Source organism: Burkholderia sp. 9779_493 (genome assembly GCF_015712215.1).
Taxonomy (GTDB): domain Bacteria; phylum Pseudomonadota; class Gammaproteobacteria; order Burkholderiales; family Burkholderiaceae; genus Burkholderia; species Burkholderia cenocepacia.
The window spans coordinates 53,292-66,100 of record NZ_JACCQA010000027.1; the positions used below are offsets into that span (position 1 = coordinate 53,292).

13 protein-coding genes are annotated in these 12,809 nt (G+C 69.6%); 5 read left to right on the forward strand and 8 right to left on the reverse strand.

Features of this window, described 5'->3' with window-relative positions:
* Positions 1–22 precede the first annotated feature (22 nt).
* From H0X95_RS25120 to flgB, 3 genes are read right to left on the reverse strand one after another with little or no spacing between them, the layout of a single operon-like run.
* Entirely contained in the window at positions 23–769 is a 747-nt protein-coding gene (locus H0X95_RS25120; protein ID WP_006485702.1) for a flagellar hook assembly protein FlgD, read from the reverse strand.
* Between the two features lie 55 nt (positions 770–824).
* Positions 825–1,250, reverse strand: coding sequence for a flagellar basal body rod protein FlgC (gene flgC / locus H0X95_RS25125; protein WP_006485701.1), 426 nt, complete (start codon positions 1,248–1,250; stop codon positions 825–827).
* A gap of 38 nt (positions 1,251–1,288) precedes the next feature.
* Positions 1,289–1,777, reverse strand: a complete 489-nt coding sequence (gene flgB, locus H0X95_RS25130) for a flagellar basal body rod protein FlgB (RefSeq protein ID WP_006485705.1) — start codon at positions 1,775–1,777, stop codon at positions 1,289–1,291.
* Between the two features lie 204 nt (positions 1,778–1,981).
* Here flgB and flgA point away from each other — a divergent pair, with 204 nt between their 5' ends.
* From flgA to H0X95_RS25145, 3 genes are all read left to right on the forward strand, one after another.
* The gene (flgA, locus tag H0X95_RS25135) at positions 1,982–3,193 is read left to right on the forward strand and encodes a flagellar basal body P-ring formation chaperone FlgA (protein WP_062911474.1); all 1,212 of its coding nucleotides are present in this window, start codon (positions 1,982–1,984) and stop codon (positions 3,191–3,193) included.
* 117 nt (positions 3,194–3,310) lie between these two features.
* Complete coding sequence (gene flgM, locus H0X95_RS25140; protein ID WP_006483180.1) at positions 3,311–3,637, forward strand: flagellar biosynthesis anti-sigma factor FlgM; 327 nt, start codon at positions 3,311–3,313, stop codon at positions 3,635–3,637.
* Between the two features lie 78 nt (positions 3,638–3,715).
* Positions 3,716–4,156, forward strand: a complete 441-nt coding sequence (locus H0X95_RS25145; RefSeq protein WP_006495508.1) for a flagella synthesis protein FlgN — start codon at positions 3,716–3,718, stop codon at positions 4,154–4,156.
* Between the two features lie 49 nt (positions 4,157–4,205).
* Here H0X95_RS25145 and H0X95_RS25150 read toward each other — a convergent pair whose 3' ends face one another.
* Positions 4,206–6,056: a M24 family metallopeptidase gene (locus H0X95_RS25150; RefSeq protein WP_006483179.1), complete on the reverse strand. Its 1,851-nt coding sequence runs from the start codon at positions 6,054–6,056 to the stop codon at positions 4,206–4,208.
* Between the two features lie 356 nt (positions 6,057–6,412).
* On the opposite strand from H0X95_RS25150, the gene H0X95_RS25155 reads away from it, so the two are divergent.
* Positions 6,413–7,192: a helix-turn-helix domain-containing protein gene (locus H0X95_RS25155; RefSeq protein ID WP_059720865.1), complete on the forward strand. Its 780-nt coding sequence runs from the start codon at positions 6,413–6,415 to the stop codon at positions 7,190–7,192.
* Positions 7,193–7,243: 51 nt separating this feature from the next.
* Here the strand turns inward: H0X95_RS25155 and H0X95_RS25160 are convergent, their stop codons facing one another.
* From H0X95_RS25160 to H0X95_RS25175, 4 genes are all read right to left on the reverse strand, one after another.
* Entirely contained in the window at positions 7,244–8,485 is a 1,242-nt protein-coding gene (locus H0X95_RS25160; protein ID WP_034201249.1) for a multifunctional CCA addition/repair protein, read from the reverse strand.
* Positions 8,482–9,129 carry a glutathione S-transferase family protein gene (locus tag H0X95_RS25165; RefSeq protein ID WP_048986132.1) on the reverse strand — a complete coding sequence of 216 codons (648 nt, stop codon included), beginning with the start codon at positions 9,127–9,129 and terminating at the stop codon, positions 8,482–8,484. Before H0X95_RS25165 ends, H0X95_RS25160 begins: the two co-directional genes overlap by 4 nt.
* A 62-nt stretch (positions 9,130–9,191) precedes the next feature.
* Positions 9,192–10,151 (reverse strand): complex I NDUFA9 subunit family protein, encoded by a 960-nt coding sequence (locus H0X95_RS25170; protein WP_006495513.1) that lies wholly within the window; start codon positions 10,149–10,151, stop codon positions 9,192–9,194.
* A gap of 50 nt (positions 10,152–10,201) precedes the next feature.
* A complete protein-coding gene (locus tag H0X95_RS25175) occupies positions 10,202–12,154 on the reverse strand; it encodes a lytic transglycosylase domain-containing protein (protein ID WP_006483177.1) in 1,953 nt (650 codons plus the stop codon).
* A gap of 8 nt (positions 12,155–12,162) precedes the next feature.
* Here H0X95_RS25175 and H0X95_RS25180 point away from each other — a divergent pair, with 8 nt between their 5' ends.
* Complete coding sequence (locus H0X95_RS25180) at positions 12,163–12,771, forward strand: 5-formyltetrahydrofolate cyclo-ligase (protein WP_059720864.1); 609 nt, start codon at positions 12,163–12,165, stop codon at positions 12,769–12,771.
* Positions 12,772–12,809: the final 38 nt, after the last annotated feature.

Genomic DNA, 12,809 nt, shown 5'->3' on the forward strand with positions numbered 1-12,809 from the left:
TCTCCGTTACGAGAAAGCTCGATCAGTTGGTAGTGGTGTCGCCGGACGTGGACGACTTGGTGTTCGGGAAGATCGACGCAACCTGGGTGAGCCCCACCGTCGTGCCGTTCGACAGCACGAGCCCCGCGGTGCCGTCCGCCTGCTTGACCACGCTCTGCACCGTCGCGGCCGCGAGCGTCGTGGCCGCCTGCGGCGTGCCGGCGCTGTTGGTGTACGACGCGCTGACCGTGTACGTGCCGTCCGGCAGCGCGTTGCCGGCCGCGTCGGTCGGCGTCCAGTTGAACGGCACGGTGCCGGCCGACTGCGCGCCCGCGTTGATCGTGTTCACGACGGCGCCCGCCGAGTTCTTCACGGTGATCGTCAGGTTCGACACCGAATTCGCGAGCGACACGCCGAACGGCGACGCCGCGCCGCCCTTTACCGCGACGCTGTTGCCCGGCGCGAGCACGTTGGTGCCGATCAGCAGCGCGGCCTGCGTCTGCTGGCCGGCCGCGAGCTGCGTCGACAGCGACGTGAGCGACGTGTTCAACTGCGCGATGCCGCTCACCGTGTTGATCTGCGCGAGCTGCGACGTCATCTGCGAGCTGTCGACCGGGCTGGTCGGATCCTGGTTCTGCAACTGCGTGACGAGCAGCTTCAGGAACGTCGCCTGCAGGTCGCTCGCCGACGTGCCGTTGGTCGACGACACGTTGTTGGTGTTCATCGTGTCGGTCGGCAGCGTCGACACGTTGGTGCCGTTGCTGCCGATCGTCGTGTTGGAGGAAGTCATCCTGGGTGGCCTTCTGTCGGAACTGTCGGGTCGGTAAGGTCGGGCCGCGCGCGGCTTACGAGCCGATCGTCAGCGTCTTGAGCATCAGCGTCTTCGCGGTGTTCAGCGTCTCGACGTTGGCCTGGTACGAGCGCGACGCCGAGATCATGTTCACCATCTCCTGCACCGGATCGACGTTCGGCATCTGCACGTAGCCGTTCGCGTCGGCGGCCGGGTTCGCCGGGTCGTAGGTCGATTTCATCGGCGACGGGTCGTCCATCACCTTGGTCACCCGCACGCCGCCCACGCCCTGGCCGGACGCGGTGCGCGCGCCGCCCATCGGGTCGGTCGCGAACACGACCTGCTTGGCCTTGTACGGCTTGCCGTCGGGGCCGGTCGCGCTGTCGGCGTTCGCGAGGTTCGACGCGGTGACGTTCAGGCGCTGCGATTGCGCGGACAGCGCCGAACCGGCGACGCCGAAGATGTTCATCAACGAAGGCATGGAAGCTCCTTGTGCTGGGCGAGGTTCGGAAGCGGCGCTTACGAGTTGGTCGTGATCGCGGCGATCATCGCCTTGATCTGCTGGGTCATCACGGTCATCCCGGTCTCGTAGTGCAGCGCGTTGTTCGCGAACTGCACGCGCTCGACGTCGAGATCGACCGTGTTGCCGTCGAGCGACGGCTGCAGCGGCATCCGGTATTGCGCACGGCCGTAGTCGTCCGCCGGGCCGCCGGTCGGGATCAGCTTCGCGGTGCCGGCCATGTGCCCGGGCGCCGTCGACACCATCGACATGCCGCTCGTCACGCCGGCCGGCTGCGTCATCGGCAGTTGCGCGGCGTTGCTCGGCGCCAGGCCGCCGCTCGTCTGCTTCAGCGAGCGCGCGAGCGTCGACGCGAAATCGACGTCGCGGGCCTGATAGCCGGGCGTGTCGGCGTTCGCGATGTTCGACGACAGCAGTTCCTGCCGATAGGCGCGCACGTCGAGCGCCTGTCGGCCGAACGCGAATTCCGCATCGAGTTTGTCCAGCATGTGTGCGTCTCTCCGTATGAAGCGCTGCACGCCCCTCGCGCCGGATGGCGACGCGAGAGGCTTTTTTCCATGACAGCGATGGTAGGCGCGGGACGCAACCGGCAATCGGGCGAATAACGCGGCAAAGGCCCCCTCTATTCATCGTTTGCGCGACGCCCCCGCTCCCTAGAATGCGAAGCGGATCAACGGATCGGAGGCATGGCGATGACTGGCGGCGCACTTCGCGACAGGAACGGGCGGCTCGCGCACGTCCGGCGTGCGTTCGCGCTCGCCGCGGCGCTGTGGATCGCCGCGCCTGCCGCCCACGCCGACGACGGGATGATCGTGATTCCCGGGCGCGGCGAAACGGCAGAAACCGCGCTCGCGCATGCCAATGCGGCGAGCGGCGGGCAGTTCGGCGGGAATGCGGGCGCCGCTTCGGTTCCGGGTGCGCAGCGCGCGGCCGGCGGGGCGAGCGCCTCGACCGGCGCCGGCTACGCGGCGCAACCGGCCGGCCAGATGGTCGTGACGAGCGTCCCGCCGCCGGCCGCTGCGGCGGCCCCCGTCTACGCAGCCGCCCGCCCGCACGCCGGTTACGGTGCGCCGTCGCGCGCAGTCGATCCTTCCGCGATCGCGACGGTCGTCGCCGGCACGGCCGAGCCTGCATCGAATCCCGCGCGGCCGGCGCCGCAAACGGCCGCCGCCGCCCGCCTCGCGGCAGCCCGTGCGGCATCCGCGGCGGCGCCGCGCACGGCGACCGCTTCTGGCAATCCGGCCCCGGCCGCCCCTGCCGCCCGGCCCGCGACGGCGCCCGGCCAGCAAGATCCCGAAACGATCCGGCGCGCGGCGCTCGCGTTCCTGCAGCAGCAGATCGCCGGCCTGCCCGGCAAGACCACCGCGACCGTCACGACCGCCTTTCCGCGCGGGCTCGCCGCGTGCACGACGCTCGAACCGTTTTTGCCGACCGGCGCGCGCCTGTGGGGCCGCACGACGGTCGGCGTGCGCTGCGCGGGCGAGCGGCCGTGGACCGTCTACCTGCAGGCGAAGGTCGCCGTGCAGGCCACCTATTACGTCGCCGCGCGCCAGATCGCGCCCGGCGAGCCGCTCTCCGCGGCCGACCTGGTCGCGCGCGACGGCGACCTGACGGTGCTGCCGCTGGCGGTGATCACCGATCCGGCGCAGGCGATCGGCGCAACCGCGCTTGCGCGCATCTCGGCCGGGCTGCCGCTGCGGCAGGACATGCTGAAGAGCGCGGCGTCGGTGTCGGCCGGCCAGACGGTGCGGGTCGTCGCGGCCGGCCCCGGCTTCACGATTTCGGCCGAAGGCAGCGTGCTCGCGAATGCGGCGCCCGGCCAGTCGGTGCGGGTACGGATGGCGGCCGGGCAGATCGTCACGGCGATCGTCAAGGACGCCGGCACCGTGGAAATTCCGCTGTAGGGACGGATCTGCCGCAAGAATGTAAAGAATTGTTTATTCGGAGCATTTCGGGCTCGCGATGCTAAAGTTCGGGCCGACCCGGCCGTTATCTGGGTCAAACCGTACAGGAAACCCATCGTGAAGATCGATTCCACTCCGAAACCGAGCCCCCTCGCGCCGACCGGCAACGGCGCGGCCCGTGCGCCGTCCGGCACGGCCCAGTCGTCCGCGCAGGCAGGCGACGCCGGATCGACCGGCGGCGACACGACCGTGAACCTGTCGGGTCTGTCCGGCCAGCTGCGTTCGGTATCCGCGTCGGGCGACGCCGATATCGACACGGGCCTGGTCCAGTCGATCAAGGACGCGCTGAACAACGGCACGCTGACGATCGACGCGAACAAGATCGCCGACGGCGTATTGAACACCGCCCGCGAGCTGCTCCAGCGGCAGCGCCCGGGCAGCTAACTCCCGGCCTCGTGGCCGGGTCACCCGGTTTGCCGGCGTGCGCAGCACTGCACGCGCCGGCGTGACGAGCATGACGCGATGAGAGAAGAGCTGCTGGCCACGGTCAACGACGAACACGCGACGGTCGAAGCGTTCGCGTCCCTGCTCGTCTACGAGGAAAAGGCGCTGACGACGGCCGAGCCGCTCGAGATGCTGCCCGGGATCGTCGAGAAGAAAAGCGCATTGATCGACCGGCTCGCGCAGCTCGAACGCACGCGCGACACGCAGCTTTGCGCGCTCGGCTTTCCCGCCGGCAAGAAAGGCATGGACCAGGCGGCCGAGCGCGATGCGCGCCTCGCCAGCCGCTGGCAACTGCTGCAACAGGCCGCCGAACGCGCGCGCCAGGCCAACGCGAACAACGGAATGCTGATCCGGATCCGGATGGACTACAACGAGCGCGCGCTCGCGGTGCTGCGCTCGGCGCCCGCGCCGGCCGGCGTGTACGGCCCCGACGGGCGCGTGTCGGCGCTCACGCGCTGACGTCGCGCCGCGCGGCCGCCCGGCGGCCGCGCTCCCGCCTCTCCCTTCGTTACAACAGCGGACACGCGGTGACCTGCGTGCCGCGCGCCACGCACAGCCGCTCGTAGTCGCGCAGGTACGCGCGCTCGGCGTCGTCCAGCAGGTCGAGATCGATCAGGTCCCAGTCGTAGCCGACCGTCACGATGTTCTCGAACGTCACGGTGTCCGGCTGCGCGTCGTCCGCCCGCACGATCACGATGTTCTCGATCCGCACGCCGCCCTTGCCCGGCAGGTAGATGCCCGGCTCGACCGAAATCACCGCATTCGGCACCAGCCCGTAGGTCGCGCCCGGCGCGAACCGCACGCCGCCCTCGTGCACGTGAATCCCGACGCCGTGCCCGGTGCCGTGGCCGAAATCGTGGCCATGGTCGCGGCACACCTGCCGCACCAGCGCATCGACGTCGCCGCCCGTGGCGGTGGCCGGAAAGCGCGTGACGAGCCCCTTGATGCAGGCCTTCAGCGCGACCGTGTAGATCTCGCGCTGCCACGGCTGCGCGACCGTGTCCGGCCGCGTACGACGCAGCACGACGCGTGTGCAGTCCGTCGCGAAGCCCGCTTCGTAGTACGCGCCGCTGTCGAGCAGCACGAGTTCGCCTTCGGTCAGCTCGACGTCGGCGCTCGCCGCCGTGTAGTGCGCGAAGGCGCTGTTCGCGCCGTTCGCCGCGATCGACGGAAACGTCAGCGCGACCGCCGAACGGGCGCCGTACGCGTCGTTGATCGTGCGCGCGAGGTCGTACTCGGTGTGGCGCACGCCCGGCTCGCCGTTCTTCGCCCAGCGCATCGTCTCCGCGATCGCCGCGGAGCTGCGCGCGAACGCGTCGCGGAAGCGGTCGAGCACGGCCGGCGTCTTGCTCGCCCGCAGCGCCTCGACCGGGTTGAAATCGGCATGCCGCGCGTGCGGCCACACCCGGTTCACCGCGTCGACGAGCGCGCAGTTCACCGATTCGAAGCCGTAGCACACGTGCTCGACCGCGAACCGTGCGAGGAAGCGCTCGAGCGCCGCCACGTCGCGCCGGATCACCTGCAGCGCCGGATACGAATCGAGCGCGACCTCGCAGCGGTCGCAGCCTTCCGGCAAGAACAGCACCACCTGCTCGCCGATCGCGAACAGGAAGCCGAGGTGCGACGACACGTTCGGGATGTGATAGCCGCGGCTGTTCAGCAGATACGCGAGATCGTCCGACGCGCAGGTGAAGAACGCGGTCTTGCCGTCGGCCGCGCCGGTATGCGCGGCGAGCCGCCGGTTCAGCGCGTCGAGGTTCTGCGCGACGCTCAGGCCCGTCATCGCTGCGGGGAGCTCGAAGATCGGCCGTTCGACGTTCCAGCCCGGCAGCGCGATCGCGCGGTCGATCTCGCGATCGGCGAGGCTCGTCCAGTCGAGCGACGCGGCCTGCGTCTGCTCGAACAGCCGGTTGCGCTGCCCGACGCTGATCCGCCGCGCGTCGTAGCCGACCCGCGCGAGCCGGCTCGCGTGCGCGAGCAGCCAGTCGGCCATCGCCTGCCAGATCGTCACGTTCATGCCGAGCTTCTCGACGCGCACGCGCGCCGGATCGCACTGCTGGTCGGCCTGGAAGTGATAACGGCCATCGACGAACAGCACGAACGGCGGCAGATCGAGCGCCTGCGCGGTCGCCGCGCTCAGGAAGATCCCGCAGCCGGCCGAGCCGTCGAAGCCGGACACCGCGTAGCGCGGGTTGTTGCTGCGCGGCAGGTATTCGGTCACGTATTCGTCCTGCGACGTGATCACCACCGCGTCGAGTCGCGCGGCATCGAGCAGGCGCGACAGGCCGGCCTGCGTGTCGGCGACGGACGCGTCGTACGGGGGAAGGCCGGAGAAGCTGTATTTCAGTCGATCGATCATCGGATGCCCGTTATTCGTTGTTGTCGGCGGCCGGCGGCGTGGCGCGGCACGTCGTTGCGGCGCAGGTCACGCGCGGCACGACGCGCGGCCGGACTGCGCCGCCGGCCGGGAGGCAGGCCTTCGGTAAAATTTTTGTCTCACTTAACTTTGTTTGATGCGCGACAGAATCTAGAGCACGTCGAAATCGAGGTCAAGCCAAGATTTTCGTAGGACTAAAATCGGCGTGCCGCATGCGGATCCCCGCACAACGCCGATTCGCCCCCGCGACGCTGCGCGGTACAATGCGCCGGCCTCGCCGCCCCGGGCAGCCGCACGGCCCCTGCCCGCGCCCCGACTCGTTGCCACGAAAGAGATTCATGGATTCAGACCTCATGCGTATCGGCCAGCGCATTCGCCGCCTGCGCCGGGAAGCGAAGAAGACGCTGCTGGAAGTGGCGACCGAAGCGAACCTGTCGGTCGGGTTCCTGTCGCAGGTCGAGCGCCATCTGACGGGCATCTCGCTGTCGTCGCTCGTCAACGTCGCGAAGGCGCTGGGCGTGCCGCTCGGCACGCTGATCGAGCAGCCGCGCCAGGCGCAGCCCGATTCGCACGAGGGCAGCCGCAAGCCGTACGCGCTCGACGCCGCGTCGCAGTGGTACGAGCGGCTGTCCACCACGTTCGACGGCAGCCAGATCAACGCGCTGAAGGTGCAGATGATGGAGGGCTACCGGTCGGAATGGGTCGCGCACGGCGGCGACGAATTCGTGTACGTGCTGGCGGGCCGCATCTGCTACACGGTCGGCAAGAAGAATTACCCGCTGACGCCCGGCGACTCGCTGCACTTCGACGCGCGCAAGCGGCATCGCGTGGCCAATGTCGGCGACGGGCCGGCCGAGCTGATCACCGTCAGCACGCTGCCGCTGTTCGACGACAGTGGTGCGGAATCCGTGTCCGCGACGACGGAAATCAGGCAGTCGAAGCCCGGCGAGCCGCGCGTGAGCCGGCGCGCGCCGGCGTCCAAACGGGATGACCGCGACGCCGCCGCGGCACGGCCGTCCAGGGCCGGGTCAGCCGAAAAGAAGGGAGCGGCGAAGCCGCGCGCCGCCGCCGGCAAACGCCCGGCGGCCGCGACTCCGGCACGTAAGAAGAAACCGTAACGGCTGGCCGGCGTGCAGGCCGCGCGCTGTTCCGCGCCTGCTACCTGCCGGCTACTCGCCGATCGCGAGCGCCTGCGCGACGGCCTGGATCCGCGCGCGATGCACGGCTTCCTTGATCTTCTCCGTGTCGCTGCCGATGCCGCGTGCGATCGCGCCGGCATCGACGCTGCGCGCGGCCGCGAGCGCGACGCGCAACCGCTCGGCCTGCGGATACGGCTGCGCATCGAGTCCGAGCCGGCCGCGCGCATCCGATTCGCAGGCCTGCAGCAGTTCGGCGAAGCGCGCCGGCTTGCGCAGCGCGTCGCTGCGCTCGAACAGCCGCACCAGCGCGGCCGCGCCCATTTCCATCACGCGATGCAGGTTGCCGTGCTCGCGCGCGACCACCAGCGCGAGATCGCGGCATTCGTTCGGCACCCGCAGCCGCTCGCACAACGGCTTGAGCAGCTCGACGCTGCGGCTTTCGTGGCCGACGTGGCGCGGCAGCACGTCCGCGGGCGTCGTGCCCTTGCCGAGATCGTGCGTGAGCGCCGCGAAGCGCACCGCCAGCGAATAGCCCTGCTTCGCCGCGTAGTCGACCACCATCATCACGTGCACGCCGGTATCGACTTCCGGGTGGTAATCGGCGCGCTGCGGCACGCCCCACAGCGCATCGACCTCGGGCAGGATGCGCGCGAGCGCGCCGCACTCGCGCAGCACCGCGAACATCCGCGACGGCTTCGCCTCCATCAGCCCGCGCGCGATTTCCTGCCACACGCGTTCGGGGACGAGCGCGTCGACCTCGCCCGCGTCGACCATCCGCCGCATCAGCGCGAGCGTTTCGTCCGCGACCGTGAAATCCGCGAACCGCGCGGCAAAGCGCGCGATCCGCAGGATCCGCACCGGATCCTCGACGAACGCGTCGCTCACGTGCCGGAACACACGCGCGCGCAGGTCGGCCTGCCCGTCGAACGGATCGATCACCGGGCCGACCAGCGTGCCTTCCGGGCTCACCTCGCGCGCCATCGCGTTGATCGTCAGGTCGCGCCGCGCGAGATCCTCGTCGAGCGTGACGTCCGGCGCGTAGTGGAACTGGAAGCCGTGATAGCCGGCTGCGGTCTTGCGCTCGGTGCGCGCCAGCGCGTACTCCTCCTGCGTCTGCGGATGCAGGAACACCGGGAAATCCTTGCCGACCGGCCGGAAGCCCTGCGCGGTCATCTGCTCGGGCGTCGCGCCGACCACCACGTAGTCGCGGTCCTGCACCGGCACGCCGAGCAATTCGTCGCGGATCGCGCCGCCTACTGCGTAGATGTTCATGGCTGCGGCTCGTATTCGGCGATCACGTTGGTTTCACGGCGTGCAGCGTCGATCCACTGCTGCACGGCCGGCAGCGCGGTCACCCGCGCCGCATAGCCGGCCGCCTCCGGCGACAAGGCCGGCGCATACGTATTGAAGCGCATCACGACGGGCGCATACATCGCGTCGGCGATCCCGAATTCGCCGAACAGGAACGGCCCGCCCGACGCCTCGATGCATTCGCTCCACAGCGCGTCGATGCGCGCGACGTCGGCAAGCGCCTCGGGTGTCGCGCCGCGCCCCGGCATCGACGCGCGGATGCTCATGCCCATCTGCGTGCGCAGCGCCATGAAGCCCGAATGCATCTCGGCGGACACGCAGCGCGCATGCGCGCGCGCGAGCGGGTCGGCCGGCCACATCGGGAATTGCGGATAGCGCTCGGCGAGCGTCTCGGCGATCGCGAGCGAATCCCAGATCGCGAAGCCGTGATCGTCGACGAGGCACGGCACCTTGCCGGTCGGCGAATAGTCGCGGATGCGCGCGGCCGTGTCGTCGCGGCGCAGCTCGACCACGATCTCGTCGAACGGGATGCCGAAATGCGCGAGCAGCAGCCAAGGCCGCATCGACCACGACGAGTAGTTCTTGTCTCCAATGACGAGCTTCATGACGGGGTTCCGGAAAATGCGAAAAAGGAAAAGAAGCGCCGGCCGGCGGCGCCCCGCGGGTATTAGCGACGCGAGCGGAACCAGTCGAACCGCGAGCGCCTGGCCGCGTCGCCGAGATACGCGGGCGCAATGCTTTCGAGACTCGCGGGCGAGAGCCCGAGTTCCGGCGCGAGCGGCCCCGACAGCACGTTCGGCACCGACATCGTCGCGAGATTGTCGCGCGTGAGCACCGGTTCGCCCGGCAGGCATTCGAACACGCTCGCCTGCAGCCGCGCAAGCGCGTCGGGCAGCCGCACGATGCGTGCCTGCCGGCCGACCAGCGTGCCGCAATAGCGCACCAGTTGCTCGAGCGTGTAGACCGTCGGGCCGCCGAGTTCGTAGGTCTTGCCGTGCGCGCCCGCGAGATCGAGCGTGTTGACGAACGCGCGCACCACGTCGCCGACGAATACCGGCTGGAAGCGCGCGTCGGGCATCGCGAGCGGCAGCACGGGCACCGTGCGCTGCAGGTTCGCGAACGTGTTGAGGAATGCGTCGCCGGGGCCGAACACGACCGACGGACGGAAGATCGTCAGCGCGAGCGAATCGGTGGCCGCGACCGCATGCAGCGCGGCTTCGCCGTCGCCCTTCGAGCGCTGGTACATGCTCGCGCCGTGCGGATCGGCGCCGAGCGCACTCATGTGCAGCAGGCGCCGCACGCCGACCTCGGTGCAGGCTGTCGCGAGCGCGGCCGGCAGTGCGACGTGCGCGCGCGCGAAACCCGGCCCGTACGGCGTGCCGCGGCCGCCGTGCAGCACGCCGATCAGGTTGATCGCCGCGTGCGCGCCGGCGACGAAGCGCGCGAGCGTGCGCGTATCGAGCGCGTCGAGTTCGACGATGTCGACCGGCAGCATCTGCAGGTGGCGCGCGTGCTCGCGCCGCCGCGTACCGATCCGCACCTGCTTGCCGGCATCGATCAGCGCATTGACGAGCCGGCTGCCGATGAAGCCGGTGCCGCCCAGCAGCGCAACGGTCTGGCGATCCATGTTCGGGTCCTAAAAAGAACACTGCCGCGTCTCGCGCGGCAGTTCGTGTATCAGGGCGAGATCATGCCTAGACGTTTCTTCAACGACTGCGGTTTGCCCTCGAAGAGCGCCGCGTAGTAGACGGTGTTCGACAGCACGTTCTTCACGTAGTCGCGCGTCTCGTTGAACGGAATCGTCTCCGCGAAGATCGCGCCTTCGACCGGCTGCGTCAACACCTGACGCCACTGGCGCGGCCGGCCCGGGCCCGCGTTGTAGCCGGCGGTGGCGAGCACCGGCGAGCTGTCGAAGTTGTTGTAGATGTCCGCCAGATACCAGGTACCGAGCTGGATGTTGGTATCGATGTCGTGCATCTGCGCCCGCGAGATCGTGCCCATGCCGAGCTTCTTCGCGACCATCTGGGCCGTCGCCGGCATCAGCTGCATCAGGCCGCCCGCGCCGACCGACGAACGCGCGCTGATGATGAAGCGCGATTCCTGGCGGATCAGCCCGTACGCCCACTCGACGTCGAGGCCCGTCGACTGCGCATAGCGCTCGACGGTCGTGCGGTACGGCGACGGATAGCGCAGCGTGAAGTCGTGCTCGGCCTTCGTGCGGTCGGCGGTGTTGACCGTGCGGTCGAGCAGCTCGACGCGCTTGCCGTATTCGGCGGCCGCGAGCAGCTGGCGATCGGTCATCCCGCGCAGCGGCCAGTTCCATTCGCGATTGCCTTCGAGGCGCAGGTTCAGCGCATAGAAGCGCTGCGCGAGCGCGAAGCCCGGGATCTTGCCCATCGCGTCGATCTCGGCATCGCTCACCTTCGTGCGCGGCGGGATCGTCGTGCGCTGGCCGAGCTCTTCGCCGGCCAACTGCCCGTAGAAGTTGAACTGGCCGGCGACCTGCTCGAATTCCTGGTTCGCCTGCAGCGTGTCGCCGCTCTGCTTGAGCGCGCGCGCATGCCAGTAGATCCACGCCGGATCGTTGCGCAGCGACGGCGGCATCTGCTCGATCGACCAGCGCACCATCGGCCAGTTGCCGGCGAGCAGCGCGGCGCGCGTGCGCCATTCATAGCCCGGGTTCGACAGCGGCGCGTTCGCCGATTTCGCATACCAGACCGATGCCATCGGCGAGCGCTTGATCGCGCCCTGGTAGCCGATCGCGCCCCACGCGATCGCCTGTTCCTGCTTGGTGAGCGAAGGCGCGACCGTCGTCAGCATCCCGGCGGCGGCGTCCGGATCGTTGCGCGCCATGCGGCCGAGCGCGATCAGCGCGAGCTGATGCGACGCGGCGTCGGGCCCGACGCCGCGCGCGAGATACAGCGGCGGCGCGCTCGTCGCCTGGTCGAAGCCGACCGGGCGCGGACCGAGCGCGTCGACGATCTTGCCGCCGAGCGTCGTGTAGTTCTGCTCGTACGCGAGGCGCGCCTGCTGCCACACGTCGTCGCTCGTGAACTGCTGGTTGACGGTGAGCGCGGTGATCAGGTCGACGCATGCATCGCCGTAGTTCTTCGGCTCGACGAGCAGCGCGCGCGCCGCATCGGCGACGTTCTCGTTGCGCGCCGCGCGCGATTCGAGCGCATAGCACTTGACCTGCGTGTCGTCGTCGAGCACGAAACGCTTGTACTGGTCGTCGAAATTGCGCCAGTCGTGGCGCGCGCCGAGCACGAGCAGGTAGTCGTTGCGCAGGCGATCGGCGATCGCCTGGCCGTCGTAGCGCTGCAGGAACGACTGCACGGGCGCGTCCGGCGCATCGACGCGCGCGCGGCCGGTCGAATCGAACAGCTGCGGCTTGATCTGGAAATACTCGACGTAGGACGGCACCGGATAGTTCGGGATCATCGACGCGAGCTGGGCGGCCTTCGCGGCGTCGTTGCGGCGTGCGGCTTCGCGAAGCTGCACGAAGATCTGGTCATCCCCGGGGAGCGTGTCGTCGTTCGGTGCGGCACATGCGGCCGTGCCCGCGACGAGCGCGGCAGCGGAAAGCGCCAGCGCGACCGCGCGATATACTCGGAAAAGGCTGTTCGACATCGTTTTGAATGGAGCACGAAGTGAGCGAAAGCATAGCACGCAACCCTGTGCCGAACCCGAAGGTTGCGCTGCGCAAAACGCTGTCCGGCGCCCGTCGCGACGCCGCGTCGCAACCTGCCGCGAACGCCGCGCTCGACGCGCGGCTGCGCATGCTGCTCGACCGTCTCACGCCGCGCACGGTCGGGTTCTACTGGCCGCTGCCGGGCGAATTCGATGCGCGCGATGCGGTGCTCGCATGGTGCGCGGCAGGGGCCGGCCGCTGCGCCGCGCTGCCGGTGATCGGCGAGCGTCACACGCCGCTCGCGTTCCACGCATGGGACGCGCACACGCCGATGCGCGAAGGTCATCACCGGATTCCCGAACCGGCGTCGGGAATCGTCGTCGTGCCCGATCTTTTGCTGATTCCCTGTGTGGGATTCGATCCGCAGCGCTACCGGCTCGGCTACGGCGGCGGCTACTACGACCGCACGCTCGCCGCGTGGCCGGGCGACACGCTGCCCGTGACGGTCGGCATCGCGTACGAAGCGTGCCGCGTCGATGCGCTGCCGGCCGAGGCGCACGATCTCGCGCTGCGCTGGATCGTCACCGACGGCGCGCTTTATCCGGCCGCCGGATAATGCCGCGCGCGGCGCCGCGCTCGTCGCCGCCTGCCCGT

What these genes read in the sequence shown, in the direction of transcription:
- H0X95_RS25120 (WP_006485702.1), bottom strand. Translation starts at nt 769, where the DNA reads ATGACTTCCTCCAACACGACGATCGGCAGCAACGGCACCAACGTGTCG.
- flgC (WP_006485701.1), bottom strand. Translation starts at nt 1,250, where the DNA reads ATGCCTTCGTTGATGAACATCTTCGGCGTCGCCGGTTCGGCGCTGTCC.
- flgB (WP_006485705.1), bottom strand. Translation starts at nt 1,777, where the DNA reads ATGCTGGACAAACTCGATGCGGAATTCGCGTTCGGCCGACAGGCGCTC.
- flgA (WP_062911474.1), top strand. Translation starts at nt 1,982, where the DNA reads ATGACTGGCGGCGCACTTCGCGACAGGAACGGGCGGCTCGCGCACGTC.
- H0X95_RS25145 (WP_006495508.1), top strand. Translation starts at nt 3,716, where the DNA reads ATGAGAGAAGAGCTGCTGGCCACGGTCAACGACGAACACGCGACGGTC.
- H0X95_RS25150 (WP_006483179.1), bottom strand. Translation starts at nt 6,056, where the DNA reads ATGATCGATCGACTGAAATACAGCTTCTCCGGCCTTCCCCCGTACGAC.
- H0X95_RS25155 (WP_059720865.1), top strand. Translation starts at nt 6,413, where the DNA reads ATGGATTCAGACCTCATGCGTATCGGCCAGCGCATTCGCCGCCTGCGC.
- H0X95_RS25160 (WP_034201249.1), bottom strand. Translation starts at nt 8,485, where the DNA reads ATGAACATCTACGCAGTAGGCGGCGCGATCCGCGACGAATTGCTCGGC.
- H0X95_RS25165 (WP_048986132.1), bottom strand. Translation starts at nt 9,129, where the DNA reads ATGAAGCTCGTCATTGGAGACAAGAACTACTCGTCGTGGTCGATGCGG.
- H0X95_RS25170 (WP_006495513.1), bottom strand. Translation starts at nt 10,151, where the DNA reads ATGGATCGCCAGACCGTTGCGCTGCTGGGCGGCACCGGCTTCATCGGC.
- H0X95_RS25175 (WP_006483177.1), bottom strand. Translation starts at nt 12,154, where the DNA reads ATGTCGAACAGCCTTTTCCGAGTATATCGCGCGGTCGCGCTGGCGCTT.
- H0X95_RS25180 (WP_059720864.1), top strand. Translation starts at nt 12,163, where the DNA reads ATGGAGCACGAAGTGAGCGAAAGCATAGCACGCAACCCTGTGCCGAAC.